The sequence below is a fragment of the Candidatus Methylomirabilota bacterium genome (assembly GCA_035764725.1).
Classification (GTDB): domain Bacteria; phylum Methylomirabilota; class Methylomirabilia; order Rokubacteriales; family CSP1-6; genus DASRWT01.
Genome location: DASTYT010000115.1, coordinates 66941 through 81261 on the forward strand (window position 1 = coordinate 66941; position 14321 = coordinate 81261).

17 protein-coding genes are annotated in these 14321 nt (G+C 69.9%); 4 read left to right on the forward strand and 13 right to left on the reverse strand.

All coding sequences use genetic code 11. From position 1 onward, the window contains the following. Positions 1-54 precede the first annotated feature (54 nt). The gene (locus tag VFX14_18695; protein ID HEU5191720.1) at positions 55-1272 is read left to right on the forward strand and encodes a hypothetical protein; all 1218 of its coding nucleotides are present in this window, start codon (positions 55-57) and stop codon (positions 1270-1272) included. Positions 1273-1284: 12 nt separating this feature from the next. Here the strand turns inward: VFX14_18695 and VFX14_18700 are convergent, their stop codons facing one another. Continuing rightward, positions 1285-2232 carry an SMP-30/gluconolactonase/LRE family protein gene (locus VFX14_18700; GenBank protein ID HEU5191721.1) on the reverse strand — a complete coding sequence of 316 codons (948 nt, stop codon included), beginning with the start codon at positions 2230-2232 and terminating at the stop codon, positions 1285-1287. A 196-nt stretch (positions 2233-2428) separates the two neighbouring features. Between VFX14_18700 and VFX14_18705 the strand changes: the two genes are divergently transcribed. Beyond that, positions 2429-3931 carry an amidohydrolase family protein gene (locus tag VFX14_18705; protein HEU5191722.1) on the forward strand — a complete coding sequence of 501 codons (1503 nt, stop codon included), beginning with the start codon at positions 2429-2431 and terminating at the stop codon, positions 3929-3931. 91 nt (positions 3932-4022) lie between these two features. Then, positions 4023-4235 carry a dodecin family protein gene (locus VFX14_18710; protein HEU5191723.1) on the forward strand — a complete coding sequence of 71 codons (213 nt, stop codon included), beginning with the start codon at positions 4023-4025 and terminating at the stop codon, positions 4233-4235. A 63-nt stretch (positions 4236-4298) separates the two neighbouring features. On the opposite strand, the gene VFX14_18715 is transcribed toward VFX14_18710, so the two are convergent. From VFX14_18715 to VFX14_18730, 4 genes are all read right to left on the reverse strand, one after another. Then, on the reverse strand, positions 4299-5243 hold the full coding sequence (locus VFX14_18715) for a sugar phosphate nucleotidyltransferase (GenBank protein ID HEU5191724.1): 945 nt from the start codon (positions 5241-5243) through the stop codon (positions 4299-4301). Positions 5244-5254: 11 nt separating this feature from the next. Beyond that, positions 5255-5677, reverse strand: coding sequence for a hypothetical protein (locus VFX14_18720; GenBank protein HEU5191725.1), 423 nt, complete (start codon positions 5675-5677; stop codon positions 5255-5257). Positions 5678-5742: 65 nt separating this feature from the next. After that, the gene (locus VFX14_18725) at positions 5743-6060 is read right to left on the reverse strand and encodes a hypothetical protein (GenBank protein HEU5191726.1); all 318 of its coding nucleotides are present in this window, start codon (positions 6058-6060) and stop codon (positions 5743-5745) included. Positions 6061-6093: 33 nt separating this feature from the next. Then, positions 6094-6957, reverse strand: a complete 864-nt coding sequence (locus tag VFX14_18730; protein ID HEU5191727.1) for a hypothetical protein — start codon at positions 6955-6957, stop codon at positions 6094-6096. An 88-nt stretch (positions 6958-7045) separates the two neighbouring features. On the opposite strand from VFX14_18730, the gene VFX14_18735 reads away from it, so the two are divergent. Beyond that, positions 7046-7915, forward strand: coding sequence for a TauD/TfdA family dioxygenase (locus VFX14_18735; GenBank protein ID HEU5191728.1), 870 nt, complete (start codon positions 7046-7048; stop codon positions 7913-7915). Between the two features lie 13 nt (positions 7916-7928). On the opposite strand, the gene VFX14_18740 is transcribed toward VFX14_18735, so the two are convergent. Genes VFX14_18740 through VFX14_18775 form a run of 8 tightly spaced genes read right to left on the reverse strand, consistent with a single transcriptional unit; the run spans position 7929 to position 14290 of the window. Continuing rightward, the gene (locus VFX14_18740) at positions 7929-8279 is read right to left on the reverse strand and encodes a hypothetical protein (GenBank protein ID HEU5191729.1); all 351 of its coding nucleotides are present in this window, start codon (positions 8277-8279) and stop codon (positions 7929-7931) included. Then, positions 8276-8446, reverse strand: coding sequence for a hypothetical protein (locus VFX14_18745; GenBank protein ID HEU5191730.1), 171 nt, complete (start codon positions 8444-8446; stop codon positions 8276-8278). Before VFX14_18745 ends, VFX14_18740 begins: the two co-directional genes overlap by 4 nt. After that, positions 8437-9753 carry a UGSC family (seleno)protein gene (locus VFX14_18750; protein ID HEU5191731.1) on the reverse strand — a complete coding sequence of 439 codons (1317 nt, stop codon included), beginning with the start codon at positions 9751-9753 and terminating at the stop codon, positions 8437-8439. The genes VFX14_18745 and VFX14_18750 overlap by 10 nt, the downstream gene beginning before the upstream one ends. A 33-nt stretch (positions 9754-9786) precedes the next feature. Then, entirely contained in the window at positions 9787-10092 is a 306-nt protein-coding gene (locus VFX14_18755) for a hypothetical protein (protein ID HEU5191732.1), read from the reverse strand. 17 nt (positions 10093-10109) lie between these two features. Next, entirely contained in the window at positions 10110-11132 is a 1023-nt protein-coding gene (locus VFX14_18760; GenBank protein HEU5191733.1) for a dipeptide ABC transporter ATP-binding protein, read from the reverse strand. Positions 11133-11143: 11 nt separating this feature from the next. Then, positions 11144-12163 (reverse strand): ABC transporter ATP-binding protein, encoded by a 1020-nt coding sequence (locus tag VFX14_18765; protein ID HEU5191734.1) that lies wholly within the window; start codon positions 12161-12163, stop codon positions 11144-11146. Further along, on the reverse strand, positions 12153-13301 hold the full coding sequence (locus VFX14_18770) for an ABC transporter permease (GenBank protein HEU5191735.1): 1149 nt from the start codon (positions 13299-13301) through the stop codon (positions 12153-12155). The genes VFX14_18765 and VFX14_18770 overlap by 11 nt, the downstream gene beginning before the upstream one ends. Beyond that, positions 13301-14290: an ABC transporter permease gene (locus VFX14_18775; protein ID HEU5191736.1), complete on the reverse strand. Its 990-nt coding sequence runs from the start codon at positions 14288-14290 to the stop codon at positions 13301-13303. Before VFX14_18775 ends, VFX14_18770 begins: the two co-directional genes overlap by 1 nt. Between the last annotated feature and the right edge of the window lie 31 nt (positions 14291-14321).

Below are 14321 nucleotides of genomic sequence, written 5' to 3' on the forward strand. Positions count from 1 at the left end.
GGGCCGATGATCAGAGGAAGACCCCGGGGGCTGGTCCCCGAGGGACGTGAGCCGATGGCCCAGCACCTCTGCATCGTATCGCGCGACAACCCACTGCTCCTGGGCTACTTGAATATCGCCCTGGGGTACCTCACCCGAACGGGCGATGAGCTCGAGATCGTCATCGACCGGCGTCCAGACCACGCCTTCGAGCCTGCGGACGGGGTAGTCGTCGGGATCGAGCAGCGTCGTCTGCACGGGGTGGACAGTCTCTTGCGGTCGCGCGGCTATGCCATCGTCTCGCGCGACGAGGGCGAGAACTGGCGCGTGACCGACACGACGATTCCCATTAACGGGGATGACGATTTCGCGTTCGCCGCTCCGTCGAAGGCCGCTCGTGCGGGTGCCTTGGGAGAGCCGTTTCGCCGGGGGCTCGGGCGTGCCGCCGGCGCGTTCGGCGGGGCTTCCCGCCGAGGACTCTCGCTCGCCGCCGGCGCGCTCGGCGGAGCTCTCCGCCGAGGGCGTTCGCTCGCCGCCGACGCCGTTCCCGCGCCGATGCGTCGGCGGCTGGCCCTCGCCGCCGGCGTCGCGTTCATCGTGATCGGCGGGGCCTCCGTCGTGATCAAGAGCGACGCGCTGGCTCGGGTGGCCGGCGTCGCGGGCGACGCGGTCGCATGGCTGCGCAGCACGCCGGCGCCGGAGACCCCCGTCGCGGCCACGTCTCCCCCGCCCACGGTGACCGCGCCGGCGCCTCCCGCGCCCACGCCGGTTACTCCGCGCGATGCCGCGCGCAGCGCCGAGGTGGCGCCGCCGCCGCGCGCGAGTAATGGGCGGGCCGCGCGCGCGCCCGAGCCGCCGGCGGTGGGCCCGGCCCGCCTAGCCAAGCTCGCGGCACCTCCGGCGCACACGGATCCCGCGCCGCCTCAGGCGGCCGTGAAGGCCGACCCCAGGCCCGAGCCGAAGAGGGAGGCCACCGCGGCCGCGGCGACCGAAGCGCCCGCGGAGTTCAGCGGCGTGCCGCGCCTCGAGATGCGGCGCGTGCGCGACGCGTTGGGGCACACATCGGCGATTGCGGTCCGGGTCACCGATGCGGGCGGACGGCCCCTGCCCAGCGCCGACGTGCGCATCCTGCGCCGGATCAACGGCGGCAGGATCCAGGAAACGCGCCTCACGCCGGACGCGCGGGACGGCAGCTTCCGGGGCACCTTCCCTCCCCCTACCGCGGAGTCGGACGGGCTCAGCATGCGGGTGACGGTGGGCCGGGTGAGCCACGAGGTGCCGATCGCGGAGTGATGCGCAGGCGGCTCAGCCGCCCTTCACCCCCTGCGTGTTCACGTAGAGGCTGTAGAGCGACGTGCTCGCCGCCATGAAGAGCCGGTTGCGGTAGGTCCCGCCGAAGCAGAGATTCGCGCAGCGCTCGGGAAGATTGATCTGCCCGATCAGCGTGCCGTCGGGGTTGAAGACATGCACGCCGTCCAGCCCCTCCTGCCCCATGCCCCAGCCGCACCAGAGATTGCCGTCCACGTCGCAGCGGAACCCGTCCGGCGTGCCCTGCCCCACCTCGATGTGCTTGCGCCGGTTGGCGAGGCGCGTGCCGCCGTCGGTGACGTCGTAGACGAAGATGTTCCGCGGTGGTCCGGACTCGACCAGGTAGAGCCGCGACTCGTCGGGCGAGAACGCGAGGCCGTTGGGCCGGGTGATGTCGCCCGCGACCACCGAGAGCTGGCCGGTGGCTCCGTCGAGACGATAGACGTTCGTCGGGAGCTCGGACGGGGCCATGTAGCCCTCGTAGTAGCCCAGGATGCCGAAGTTGGGATCCGTGAACCAGATCGAGCCGTCCGACTTGCACACGATGTCATTGGGCGAGTTGAGCGGTTTTCCCTCGTAACCGTCCGCAAGGACGGTGATGGTCCCGTCGTATTCCGTGCGCGTCACGCGGCGGCCGCCGTGCTCGCAGGAGAGCAGGCGACCGTGCCGGTCGCGCGTATGGCCGTTGGCGAAGTTAGACGGCTTGCGAAACACGCTCGCCTGGCCTGTCTCCTCGTCCCATCGCATCACGCGGTTGTTCGGGATGTCGCTCCACAGGACATAGCGCCCGTCGCCGATCCACACCGGTCCCTCCGCCCAGCGGAACCCGGTGGCCAGCCGCTCGACCTTGGCGGACGCGAGTCGATAGCGCGCGAAGCTCTGATCGACGATCTGAATCGCGGGATCGGGGTAGCGCGGGCTCGGATGGAATTCGCTGACGGACATGGTCGGATCTCCTTGTCGGCTGGCGGTCGCGGCGAGGAGCTTACCACGGCCCCGCGCGGTGGGACTTTCCGGCGCAGAAGGGTTGGAGTATGATCCCGCCAGCCCACAAGGAGGTGGTGCTCGGTCTCGCTCGGGCCCAACCCGCCCTTCGCTCACGCAGAACGATGGTTCCTGTCCCTTCTCGAAGGAGGTCGGTATGCCCCACTTTCTGAGCGAGGACGAGCTGCAGCGAACCGCCCCAGCCGAGAGCGCGGCCTTCGCGTCTCCCGTGCCAACCCAGATCGTGTCGAACGGCGAGTACAATCCCCTCCCGCAGTCCCCCGAGCAGGCGCGCGTGGAAGCGCGCATCAAGGATCTGGCCGCCGACCTGGCCCCGCGCCATGGAATGGACCGGCGCCGCTTCCTCGCCAGCACCGCCGGCATGGCGGCGGCCTTCCTGGCGATGAACGAGGTGTTCGGCCCGCTCTTCGACGTGAGCCGGGCCGAGGCGCAGACGCCGGGCGTGGCCGACCAGCGGGCGGGCGCGCTCGCGGGCCAGTTCATCTTCGACGACCAGACGCACTTCGTCCGCGACGACTTCAACCAGGCCGGGCTTCTCGACCTTGCCAAGTACGCCAAGAAGAACTGGAACCCCGCTCTCGCGGGGGAGAACAACCTGGCGCGCTACAAGTTCGAGAACTACGTGAAGGAGATCTACGTCGACAGCGACACCAAGGTGGCGCTGCTCTCGGGCGCCCCGTTCGACGACCCCACCTGGGACCTCCTTACCAACGACCAGATCGCGGCGGCGCGCGCCGCCATCAATCGTATCTCCGGCTCGAAGCGGCTGCTGGGCCACGCCGTCATCACGCCCAACAAGGGGCCCTGGATGGCCGAGGTCGACCGCTGCATCGCCCAGGTCAAGCCGGACAGCTGGAAGGGCTATACGGTGGGCGATCCGCTCTCGCCCTCCAAGCTCGGCTCGTTCTGGCGGCTGGACGACGAGAAGCTCATGTACCCGTTCTACGAGAAGGCGGTGAAGGCCGGCATCAACACCATCTGCATCCACAAGGGCCTGCTCCCCGCCGACTACGAGAAGTCCTGGGCTCAGGCGTGGCAGTACAACACCGTCTGGGACGTGGGCAAGGCGGCGAAAGACTGGCCGCAGATGAACTTCGTCATCTACCACTCCGCGCTCCGAATGTTCCTGGAACCCCCCGACGCGATGCTGGCCGACTTCCAGAAGACGGGCCGGCTCAACTGGGTCACCGACCTCGCGGAGATTCCGTCGAAGTTCGGGGTCAGCAACGTCTACGGAGAGATCGGCACCTCGTTCGCGACCTGCGCGGTGTCGAGCCCGCCGCTCGCCGCCGCCCTCATCGGCACGCTCGTTCGCGGACTGGGCGTCGACCGCGTCGTCTACGGCAGCGACTCGGTGTGGTACGGCTCTCCGCAGTGGCAGATCGAGGCGCTACGTCGCCTGTCCATGCCGGAGGGCATGATGAAGAACAACCAGTTCCCCTACCTGGGCCCGCCCGACGGGCTCGTGAAGTCGGCCATCCTCGGCGGTAACTCCGCGCGGCTCTACCGCCTGGATGTCCGGTCGGCGCTCGGGGCAATCACCAACGACAAGATCGCCTCGATCAAGCAGGAATACGTGGCCGCGGGCGGCCAGCGCACGAACACGCGCTACGGCTACGTGGCCCCGACCCGCGCGTAGCGCGGGCACCCCGCGAACGGCATCACGCGCGGCCTCCTGGAGCGTCCAGGAGGCCGCGCCTCCGCCGATCCCTCATTCGAGGAGAGTGACCATGGCGAACGAGAGCGTCTACCGAGTCACGGATCTGGTGGGCACGAGCAAGACCTCCTGGGAAGACGCGGTCAAGAATGCCGTCCAGACGGCTGGCAAGAGCCTCCGCGACCTCCGCGTGGCCGAGGTCAGTCGGCTCGACGTGACGATCGACAAGGGCAAGGTCACCTCCTACCGCGCCCGCATCAACGTCTCGTTCAAGTACGAAAAGTAGCGGCCCGCAGCCCCCGTGGCGCCCGGCCCATCGCGTGGGCCGGGCGCCACGGGGCGCCTTCCTTCAGGCCCTCGCGGCGAGAGCGTCCAGCCACGCCGCGCAGGGCGAGCCCAGCGTGCGCAGGCTGCGCGCGACGCGCTCGGGCGTCCCCAGGTCGCACCATGTGTGCGGATCGATCGTGGCGACCGCGAACGGCCGCGACGTGGCTTCGAGCACCGAGCGACAGAAATCGGCGCGCGGCGAGAGCTGATAGGCCTGGGTGATCGCCCAGGGCTCGTGTCGGGTGCCCACGAACACTTCGAAGCGAAGCAGACGGTCGTGCAGCAGCGGCACGCCCTCGTGACCGGCCTCGATGAGCCCCTCGAGACCGGCGGCGAAGACAAACGTATTCCAGAGAGATCCCTGGGCGAAGAAGCGTCGCGCCTGAATCTCCGACGGCTTCTCCACGAACCCCTCGACCCGGCGAACCACGGCGCGGCCCGGCCAGTCGAGAGGCTCGCCCGGCACGATCCAGCCGTACTCGGTGTCGGGCTCGGTGGGAGGCGCGCCGAGCAGCACGAGCCACGCCGGATGGGCCTGCGCGTGCTCGACCGCCTCGGCCACCGACACCATGAACGCGGCATCGTCGGGAATGAAGTGATCGGTGGGAAACACCACCACGGTGGCGCCGGGATCCCGCGCGTGAATCCAGTGCGCGGGCATGAGCACCCCGGCGGCGGTGCCCCGATCGCACGGCTGATACAGCACGGAGATGCCCGGGAGGTCGGCGACTTCGGGCTCGAGGAAGCGCGCGTGATGCGCCATCGTGACGACGACGGTTTGGCGGGGCGGCACGAGCCGCCCCACCCGGTCGAGGGTCTGGCGCAGCAGCGAGCGCGTCCCGCCGAGCGCGGTGTACTGCTTGGGCCGCTCGTGACCGTAGAGCCAGCGCGTGAAGGCGCCGAGGCGTGTGCCCTCGCCGCCCGCCAGGACGATCGCCCAGAGCCGCTCGGACTCGATCATGGGCATGGCGTCACCTCCTAGGAGTGCTCGAGCTCGACGAACTCGAACGAGACAACATCGACCCGGTACGAGTCGCCCTCCGGCACCGGCACGTCGAAGTACGCGCGCCCCTTGGCCGGCACTGTCTCGTCAAGCGGCTTCACCACGTCGCCCTCGCTACGGCCCAAGAGATCGACGGGCTCGATGCGGATCGTCACGTTCGCCGCAGGCTCCTCGTAGTCGTTGCACACATAGCCGGTCAGCCGGGGCCGGCCGTCACGCCCGGTCGCGGGAGTGCTTTCGACACGGAAGTAGAGATCCCCGATCTGGGCGGCATCGGCCTCGTTCGTCGGCCGCTTCCCGGGAAGGTCACCGGCCCACTGGGCCCGTGCCGCCGTTCCGCCGAAGACCATCACCACCAGCGCCACACCTGCACACGTCCACGCAAGATGCCGAAGCATGGGAAAAGTCCTCCTGTCATGAGAGTTCACGTCCGTGATGCGACAGCGACGAGAACGCGGAGGAGCTAGCGGGCGGGCGGGGCGCGGGAGCGAAGGAGGCCGCCGGTTGGCGCGGCCGGCACGGCCTCGGGGCCATGGGCCGGCTGCCCGATCAGCGGGAGATCGGGCGAGGGGGCCTCGATGGCGGCGGGGGCCGCGGCGGGGTAGCCGGACGCCACGAGCAGGACGACGTCGTCGAAGTCGGCGCCGTCATAGATTCCGGGGATCCAGGAGGGATCCGGCGGGCTCGCGTGTGCGAGCGCGGGGTGAATCGCGAGCGCGGCCAGGAGCAGCAGCGCGCCCAGCCCTTGCTCGATTCTGCGCCCGAGACGCGTGGTCTTCATCACCCCAAGTGACGCGGGCAACCCGCGCCCTATTCAGGGCGTCACATACCAGCGCTCGATGGCCATGGCCAGCGCCTGCGGGTCGGCCCACTCGCGGGCGGCCGCGTCAACGAGCCCCGGCGCCTCCTCAGGTGCCGGGCGCAAGTCCTCGACGGGAATGCCGAAGTCGTAGGGAGAGAGCCCAGACGCGGGGAGCACGGCGTCCATAGTCAGTACCTCTACGTGCCGGCGGCGCAGCACCTGTGCGTACACGGCGGCGTAGATCGCCGGATCGTAGGGGAGGTCCTCCGTCCCGGGCGGCAGCGCCGCCAGCCCCAGCGCGGCGGCGAGACGCGCGAGCTGCCGCCAGAGATCACGCAGCACGTCCGGCGGCGCGTCCTCGCGCTCGCGGGGATGCCGCGGCGCGAGCGCGCGGCGGCCGCGCTCCACCTCGAGATGGGCGCGCAGCGTGCGCGACGGCACCGGGACGATGAAGCGGGTGCGCGACCCGCTCAGCAAGGGCTCGGCCGCGTCCGCCGTCGGCCGCGCGAGCTCGACGAGGCGGTGACCGACGAGGGGCGCCTCGACGATGAGCAAGGCCTCGGCCGGGCGCCCGAAGTCCCAGGCGGCGATCGCGCCGCGCGCCCACCGCCCGACCGCCACGCGGACCATGCCATGGGTGACGCCGTGGCTCGCCGGATACGCGCGCGCCGCCGGGCTTCCCTCCACCACGGGCCGCGCCACGTCCCACTGGAGCAGGGAGACGCTCCGCGCCGTTCCGTGGGCGAGCTGGGCGAGCTGATGGATCAGCAGGCTCTTCCCCGTGCCCGGCAGGCCTGCCACCACGACGACGCGTGCTGTAGCGGCGAGGGCCGCGAGGGCGGCGTGCAGGGGCGAGCCGGCGGCCAGGACGAGCATGGCTCCAGCATAGTGACGGAGCCCCTGGCGCCGGTCTAGAATCGTGGCGTCTCGAGGGGTGCCCTAGCTCGCGAGAAGGAGACCCGGCATGCTCACCGCCCGACAGATCGGTCCATGCTTCGCCGCGGAGGTCGAGGGCTTCGACCTCACCCGGCCCCTCACCCCGGCGGACGCGAAGGACGTCCACGCCGCGATGGACGAATATGCGGTGCTGGTGTTCCACGGCCGGCCCATCACTCAGGAGCAGCAGATGGCATTCACGCTGAGCCTCGGCGAGATCGAGCAGGCCGTCGGGACGGGCCTCCGCGAGACGTATCGCCTGCCCACCACCTTTGCGGACGTGTCCAACATCGACGCGAACGACCAGGTGTTCGCCCGCGACTCGCGCACGCGCCTCTTCGCCCTGGGCAACCGCCTCTGGCACTCCGACAGCTCGTTCAAGGTGGTGCCCGCGAAGTACTCGATCCTGCACAGCCACAGCATCCCGTCCAAGGGCGGCAACACCGAGTTCGCGGACATGCGCACGGCGTACGAGGCGCTCGACGAGGACACCAAGCGGGAGATCGAGGATCTCATCTGCGAGCACTCCCAGATCTATTCCCGCCAGCAGCTCGGCTTCACCGACTTCACCGACGACGAGCGGGCGCGCTTCGCCCCGGTGCGCCAGCGGCTGGTGCGTACCCACCCCTCGACGGGACGGAAGTCGCTGTTCCTCGCCTCCCACGCCGGCGGCATCGTGGGGTGGCCAGTTCCCGAGGCCCGCGCCTTCCTCCGCGATCTGGTGGAGCACGCGACCCAGCGGCAGTTCGTGTACTCGCACCGCTGGCAGGTGGGCGATCTCGTCATGTGGGACAACCGCCGCACCATGCACCGCGTGCGGCCCTACCCCGAGGGCGAGCGCCGCGACATGCGGCGCACGACCCTGATGGGCGACGGCCCCACCGCCCCGCAGGTCTAGGCCGCCAACCCGCTCACCGCGCGCAGGCCGCGTCGCCCGTCGCGCACAGCCGCACGCGGTCGAACGAGACCCTCGCGGCCTGCAGCTGCTCGCGCGTGGGCGGCGTGGGGCGCCATGCGTGCTGCACCATGTGCATGGCGTCGGCGCCCTTGATGACCACCGCGAGGATGCTCTCCGGCGCCCGCGCCCCGCAGTCCGTCACGTGCACGTACACGCGCATGGCCGGGTGCCCGTTGACGGGCGATTGCGGCGCCCGCGAGATCTGCGCCTTCGGGCACGCGGCGAGCACGCTCTGGGTCCACCGACCGAGCAAGGCCTGCGGCTCGACCTGGGACAGCTTCGGGAAGTGCTGGACGGTGATCATCTGCTGCCGTCGGGCTTGTCAAGGCTCCAGGCCAGCGCGAACTCGAGCGGTGTGGGCACGACCAGCGCCTGCGGCGACTGGGCGAGCGCGGTCCCCGTGACCAGCGCGAGCGCGATCGGCAGGAGCGCGAGGCGGATCGTCCCCGCGCGCCGGCGGGCTAGCGCCACGCGTCCACCGAGATGGTCTTCTGGTAGGTGCAGCCCATGATGCGCCAGTAGCCGTTGGTCTCACCGCCCACCACCACCGCGTGGATGTCCTCACGCCGGAACATGGGGATAAGCTCATCCGGCGTGGCGCGCAGGCGCGAGGCCCACGGCTCCTCGCCGAACGTGGCGCGCGGGTAGATGTAGTTCTGCACGAGCTGATAGTCCCAGTATTCGCGGGCGGGCATGCGCGCCGTCTCGAAGATCCAGTCGAGGAGGGCGTCCTTCTTCACGAAGCCGCCCCGATCCACGAACTGCCGCGCCGCGATGGGATCGAGGAGCAACGTGGGCGGGATGGAGGGTTCCATGCCGCGCAGCAGATTGGCCACGTGCGTGCGCCAGTGCGTCTCGCGGAGGCCCAGCGAGAAGGCGGTGGAGCGGCAGCCGGAGAACACGCTCACCGCGCTCTCGTCCGGCTGGAGCCCGCGCCCCACGTGGAAGGGCTCCCAGGGGCTCCGCTCCTCGTTCTCGGCGAACGTGACGCTGTTGTAGGCGTAGGCGTTGCCCTGATTGCCCATGTAGGAGAGCCCGGGCACCGAGCCGCCCTGGCCGTTCTGGGACAGGAGGCCGTAAGCGCGGCCGATGGTGGCGTTGGCGTGGCAATACGGGCCCATGGCGCCTGTGCCCGCGTTCATCCCGATCTCGTGCCGCACCGGACCGTTGACCACGGCCATCGAGGCCATGGCGCTGGAGCTGCTGCTGCGCGCGGTCACACCCGTGGCGGCGAGGGCGAGGATCACGGGGAAGTACGCGGGGCGCGCGCCCGCCATCACCGCGTTCACCGCGACCTTCTCCACCGTATATTCCCAGGGCTCGCGGAAATGGGTGGAGCGCATGCGCCCCACCACCTCGTCGGGACGCCGCCGCGTCCCCGCGAGCATGGCGGCCACCCGCTCCTCCGTGGGCAGCACGATGGGCAGGCCGTCCGTCCAGTGATTGTCGAGGAAGAGCTGCTCGAGCTCCTCCGCCGACCGCCCCTCGACACTCCGTGGGGTGGAGCGGTCGAACTCGGCCGGCTCCCCCTCCTCCGCGTCGAAGGGGCGCGTGAGGCCCTCCACCACCTCCTGCATCACGGCGCGGCCGGTAATGGGGTCGAGGCCGTCGACGTAGGCGCGCAGCTCGGGCGCGGTCTTCCCCATGATGGGCTGGGGGACGAACACCTGGCGCAGCCCAGGCATGCCGTTCACCGTCGCCACCGAGCGGACGACCCGGTCGAACTTGTCCGTGTGAATGGCCACGGTGGGCACGCCGTACCGGGCCTCGAGCGTCATCGCGTGCGCGGCGACCGCCGGCGCGCAGGTGCTTCAGTGGCCGACACCGACGATGGCCGCGTGGCCCCGCGCCTTGATCTCCTCCCAGGTGGCGGGATCGTCGTTGAGATACACGCTGGAGATCCGCTTGACCACGGCGTTGACGCCCGGCAGATGCTCGGCGAGCCAGGCGCGCATCTGCCCGAGGAAGATGTCGGAGTCGTCGAAGCGGCAGTCGACGAGATAGACGGTGCGACCCTCGAGCGTCGTCAGGCGCGGGGCGAGCGGCTTGCGCGTGACCTTCGGCGGAAAGCCCATGGGATTCAGGACCGTCAGATGGTTCGGTAGGCGGTCGGCCATGGGGGTCTCCTTGCCGCTCACTCGACGCCGGCGAGCGCGAGCTCTTGGGCGCGGTGGCAGGCGACGCGGCGGCCGGGGGCGATCTCCTCCCAGGCCGGCGCGTCGGTCCGGCACTTGTCGATGGCGTACGGGCAGCGGGGGTGGAAGTAGCAGCCGGGCGGCGGGGCGGCGGGATTCGCCACCTCGCCCTGCAGGATGATGCGCTTGGCGCGGGCGCGCGGGTCCGGCTCCGGCACCGCCGAGAGCAGCGCCGCCGTGTACGGGTGCCGGGGCGCGGTGAACAGCGCCTCGGTCTCCGCCAGCTCCACGATGCGTCCCACGTACATCACCGCCACCCGATCGCTGATGTGGCGCACCACGCTGAGATCGTGGGCCACGAAGAGGTAGGTGAGGCGGAACTCCCGCTGGAGATCCTGGAGGAGGTTGAGGATCTGGGCCTGCACCGAGACGTCGAGGGCCGAGACCGGCTCGTCGGCGACGACGAGACGCGGGCGCAGGGCGAGGGCGCGGGCGATGCCGATCCGCTGCCGCTCGCCGCCGCTGAAGGCGTGGGGGAAGCGGCGCATGTACTCCGGCCGGAGCCCCACGCGGCGGAGGAGATCGGCCACGCGCTCCTCCCGCTCCCGCCGGCTCCTCACGCCGTGCACGTACAGCGGCTCGCCCACGAGGTCGAGCAGGGTCATGCGCGGGTTCAAAGAGGCGAAAGGGTCCTGGAAGATCATCTGCATCTCGCGCCGCAGCGCGCGGAGCTCCGCCGCGCCGAGGCGCGCGACGTCGACCACGCTGCCGCCGGCGACCCGCATGAGGATCTCGCCGGCGGTGGGCTCGATGGCGCGCAGGAGGCACCGCGCGGTGGTGGTCTTCCCGCAGCCGCTCTCGCCCACGAGGCCCAGCGTCTCGCCCTCGTCGATGTGGAAGTCCACGCCGTCCACCGCACGGACATGGCCCACCGTGCGCTTGAGGAAGCCGCGGCGGATGGGGAAGAGCTTCTGGAGCCCCTTCACCTGCAGGAGTGCCTGCGCGGGGGGCGCGGCCGTCATCGTGGAGGCCGTCACGGGTAGAGGAAGCAGCTCACGGCGTGCCCGACGCCGACCGGACGGAGCGCCGGCTCGTCCCGATCGCAGCGGCCGGCCATGAACTCCGGGCACCGTGGATGGAAGGGACAACCGGTTGGCCGATCGTAGGGATGCGGCACCGCTCCCGCGATGGGCGTGAGCCGCTCGCGGGAGCGTGACCGCATCCGGGGGATCGAGCGCAGCAGCGCCTGGGTATAGGGGTGCTTGGGCGCGTGGAAGATCTCGTCCACCGGCGCCTGCTCCACGACCCGGCCCAGGTACATGACGACCACGTCGGTGGCCATCTCGGCGACCACGCCCAGATCGTGCGTGATCAGCATGATGGCCATGCCGTCCTCTTTCTGGAGCTGACGCATCAGTTCGAGGATCTGGGTCTGCGTGGTCACGTCGAGGGCCGTGGTGGGCTCGTCGGCGATCAACAGGGTCGGATGACAGGAAAGCGCCATCGCGATCATGGCCCGCTGGCGCAGACCGCCGCTGAGCTGATTCGAGAGCTGGTCCACCCGCTGCTCAGGCGAGGACACGCCGACCCGCCGCAACATCTCGATGGCCTTCACGCGCGCCTCGCGGCGGCTCACCTGCTGATGCAGCATGATCGCTTCCATGATCTGGCTGCCCACCGTGTGCACGGGGCTGAAGGAAGACATCGGCTCCTGGAAGATCAGGGCGATCTCCGCACCGCGGATGGCCCGCATGGCCCGGCCGTTGGGCCGCAGCGCGGCCAGATCGACGACGTCGGCCTCGCCCGGCTGGGCGGTCTGACGCCGGAAGCGGATCTCGCCCTCCACGATGCGCCCGGGGCGATCCACGATGCCGAGAATGGAGCGCGCGGTCACACTCTTGCCGCAGCCGCTCTCGCCCACGACTCCGAGCGTGGCGCCGGGAGCGAGGTCGAAGCTCACGCCATCCACCGCCTTCACCGTGCCCTCATCCTGGTGGAAATAGGTCTTGAGCCCACGCACAGCCAGGAGGGGGGGACGCGGATCAGCGGCCATAGGGATCCGCGGCGTCCCGGAGCCCGTCGCCCAGGAAGTTGAACGCCATCACCGCGATGATGACCGGCACCGCGGGCAGCATGAGCCAGGGCGAAATAGCCACCGTCTGGACATTCTGCGCCTGCTGGAGCAGCACGCCCCAGCTGATGGCGGGCGGCCGCAGGCCGAGGCCCAGGAAGGACAGCGCGGTCTCGCTCACGATCATCGCGGGGAGGGCCAGCGTGGTCGCCGCGATGATGTGGCTCATGAAGGACGGCACCATGTGGACGAAGATGGTCCGCATCTGGCTGCAGCCCACCAGTCGGGCCGACACCACGAAGTCCTCCTCGCGGAGCGCGAGGAAGCGCCCGCGTACCACGCGGGCCAGCTCGGTCCAGCCGAGCAGCGAGATGATGATGGTGATGGCGAAGTAGATCTGGAGGACGGTCCAGTCGCGCGGCAGGGCGGCGGCCAGGCCCATCCACAGCGGGATGGTCGGGATGGAGCGGAGGATCTCGATGATCCGCTGGATCACCGTGTCGAGGACCCCGCCGTAGAAGCCCGAGAAGCCGCCCAGGATCACGCCCAGCACGAGGCTCATCGCCACCCCGACCAACCCAATGGTGAGGGAGATGCGCGTGCCGTACACGAGACGCGACCAGAGATCGCGGCCCTGCACGTCGGTGCCGAGCAGGAAGATGGTCTTGGTGGCGTCGCCGTCGACGCCGATCAGGTGACGATGCGTCGGGATGAGGCCGAAGAGACGGTACTCGAAACCCTGGGCAAAGAACCTGATGGGGACCTTCACCTCCGGGTCGGCGACGTAGACGCGCTTGAAGGTCTGGGGGTCCCGCGCGCCCTTGAACCCGTGCACGTAGGGGGCGAATCGCCCGCCGTCGAACCAGTAGAGGCGTTGCGGCGGCATCAGCGAGCGCTGCGCCTCGGACACGTTGGGGTCCGCGTAAGCGAGGAAGTCCGCGCCGATGACCACCATGTAGAAGAGCGCGATGACCGCCGCGCTCACCAGCGCCACCTTGTGCTTGCGGAAGCGCCACCACATGAGCTGCCACTGCGAGGCGACGAACACCCGCTGGTCACCGAGCTTGACGCGCTCTTCGGGCGCGGGCACGGGATCGAGAAGCGTCTCGGGCCGCGCCATCACGTGTCCTCGATCCGGATACGGGGATCGATCCAGACGAGCAGGATGTCGGAGATCAAGGTGCCCGCCACCGTCATCACGCCGAGCAGCAGCACGATCGTGCCGGCGAGGAACATGTCCTGGGCGATCAGCGCCTTGAGGAGCAGCGGGCCCACCGTGGGCAGGCCGAGCACGAGGGAGACGATGATGCTGCCCGAGACGATGTACGGCAGCGTGTACCCGATGGTGCTCGCGAAAGGGTTCAGCGCCACGCGCACCGGGTACTTGAGCACCACGGTGCGCTCCGGCAGCCCCTTCGAGCGCGCGGTCACCACGTAGGGCTTGCGCAGCTCGTCCAGCAGGTTCGCCCGCATGATCCGGATCTGCTGCGCGGTGCCCGCCAGCCCCAGGATGAGAGCAGGGATGGGCAGGTGCTTGGCGAGGTCCCACACCTTCGCCGAGCCCCAGGGGGCGTCCTGGAGCTCTGGGGAGAACAATCCCCCGATGTTGGCATTGAAGAAGACGAAGCCGAAATAGAGGATGACCAGCGCGAGCAGGAAGTTGGGCACGGCGAGCCCGATGAAGCCGATGAAGGTGGCCACGTAGTCGCCCACCGAGTACTGGCGCACCGCCGAGTAGATGCCGATGGGGAGCGCGAGCGTCCAGGTGAGGATGAGGGCCGACACCGACACCACAACGGTGAGCCACAGGCGCTCGCCGATCACCTCGGTGACCGGACGTCGCCACTCCATGGACATGCCGAAGTTGCCCTGCACGACCAGCTTCATCCACTTGAGGTACTGGATGTAGATGGGTTGGCCCAGTCCGTACTGGATGCGCAGAGTCTGGGCCTCCTCGTCGGACACCACGCTGCCCATCGAGGCCATCTGCGCGATGTACGACGTGACGTAGTCGCCGGGCGGGAGCTGGATGATGGCAAAGGACAGCACGGAGATCGCCCACACGGTAAAGATCGCGAGGAGCGCGCGGCGACCGATGTAGGCGAGCATAGCGCGGGACCCTCTCCCCGTCTCCTCACCA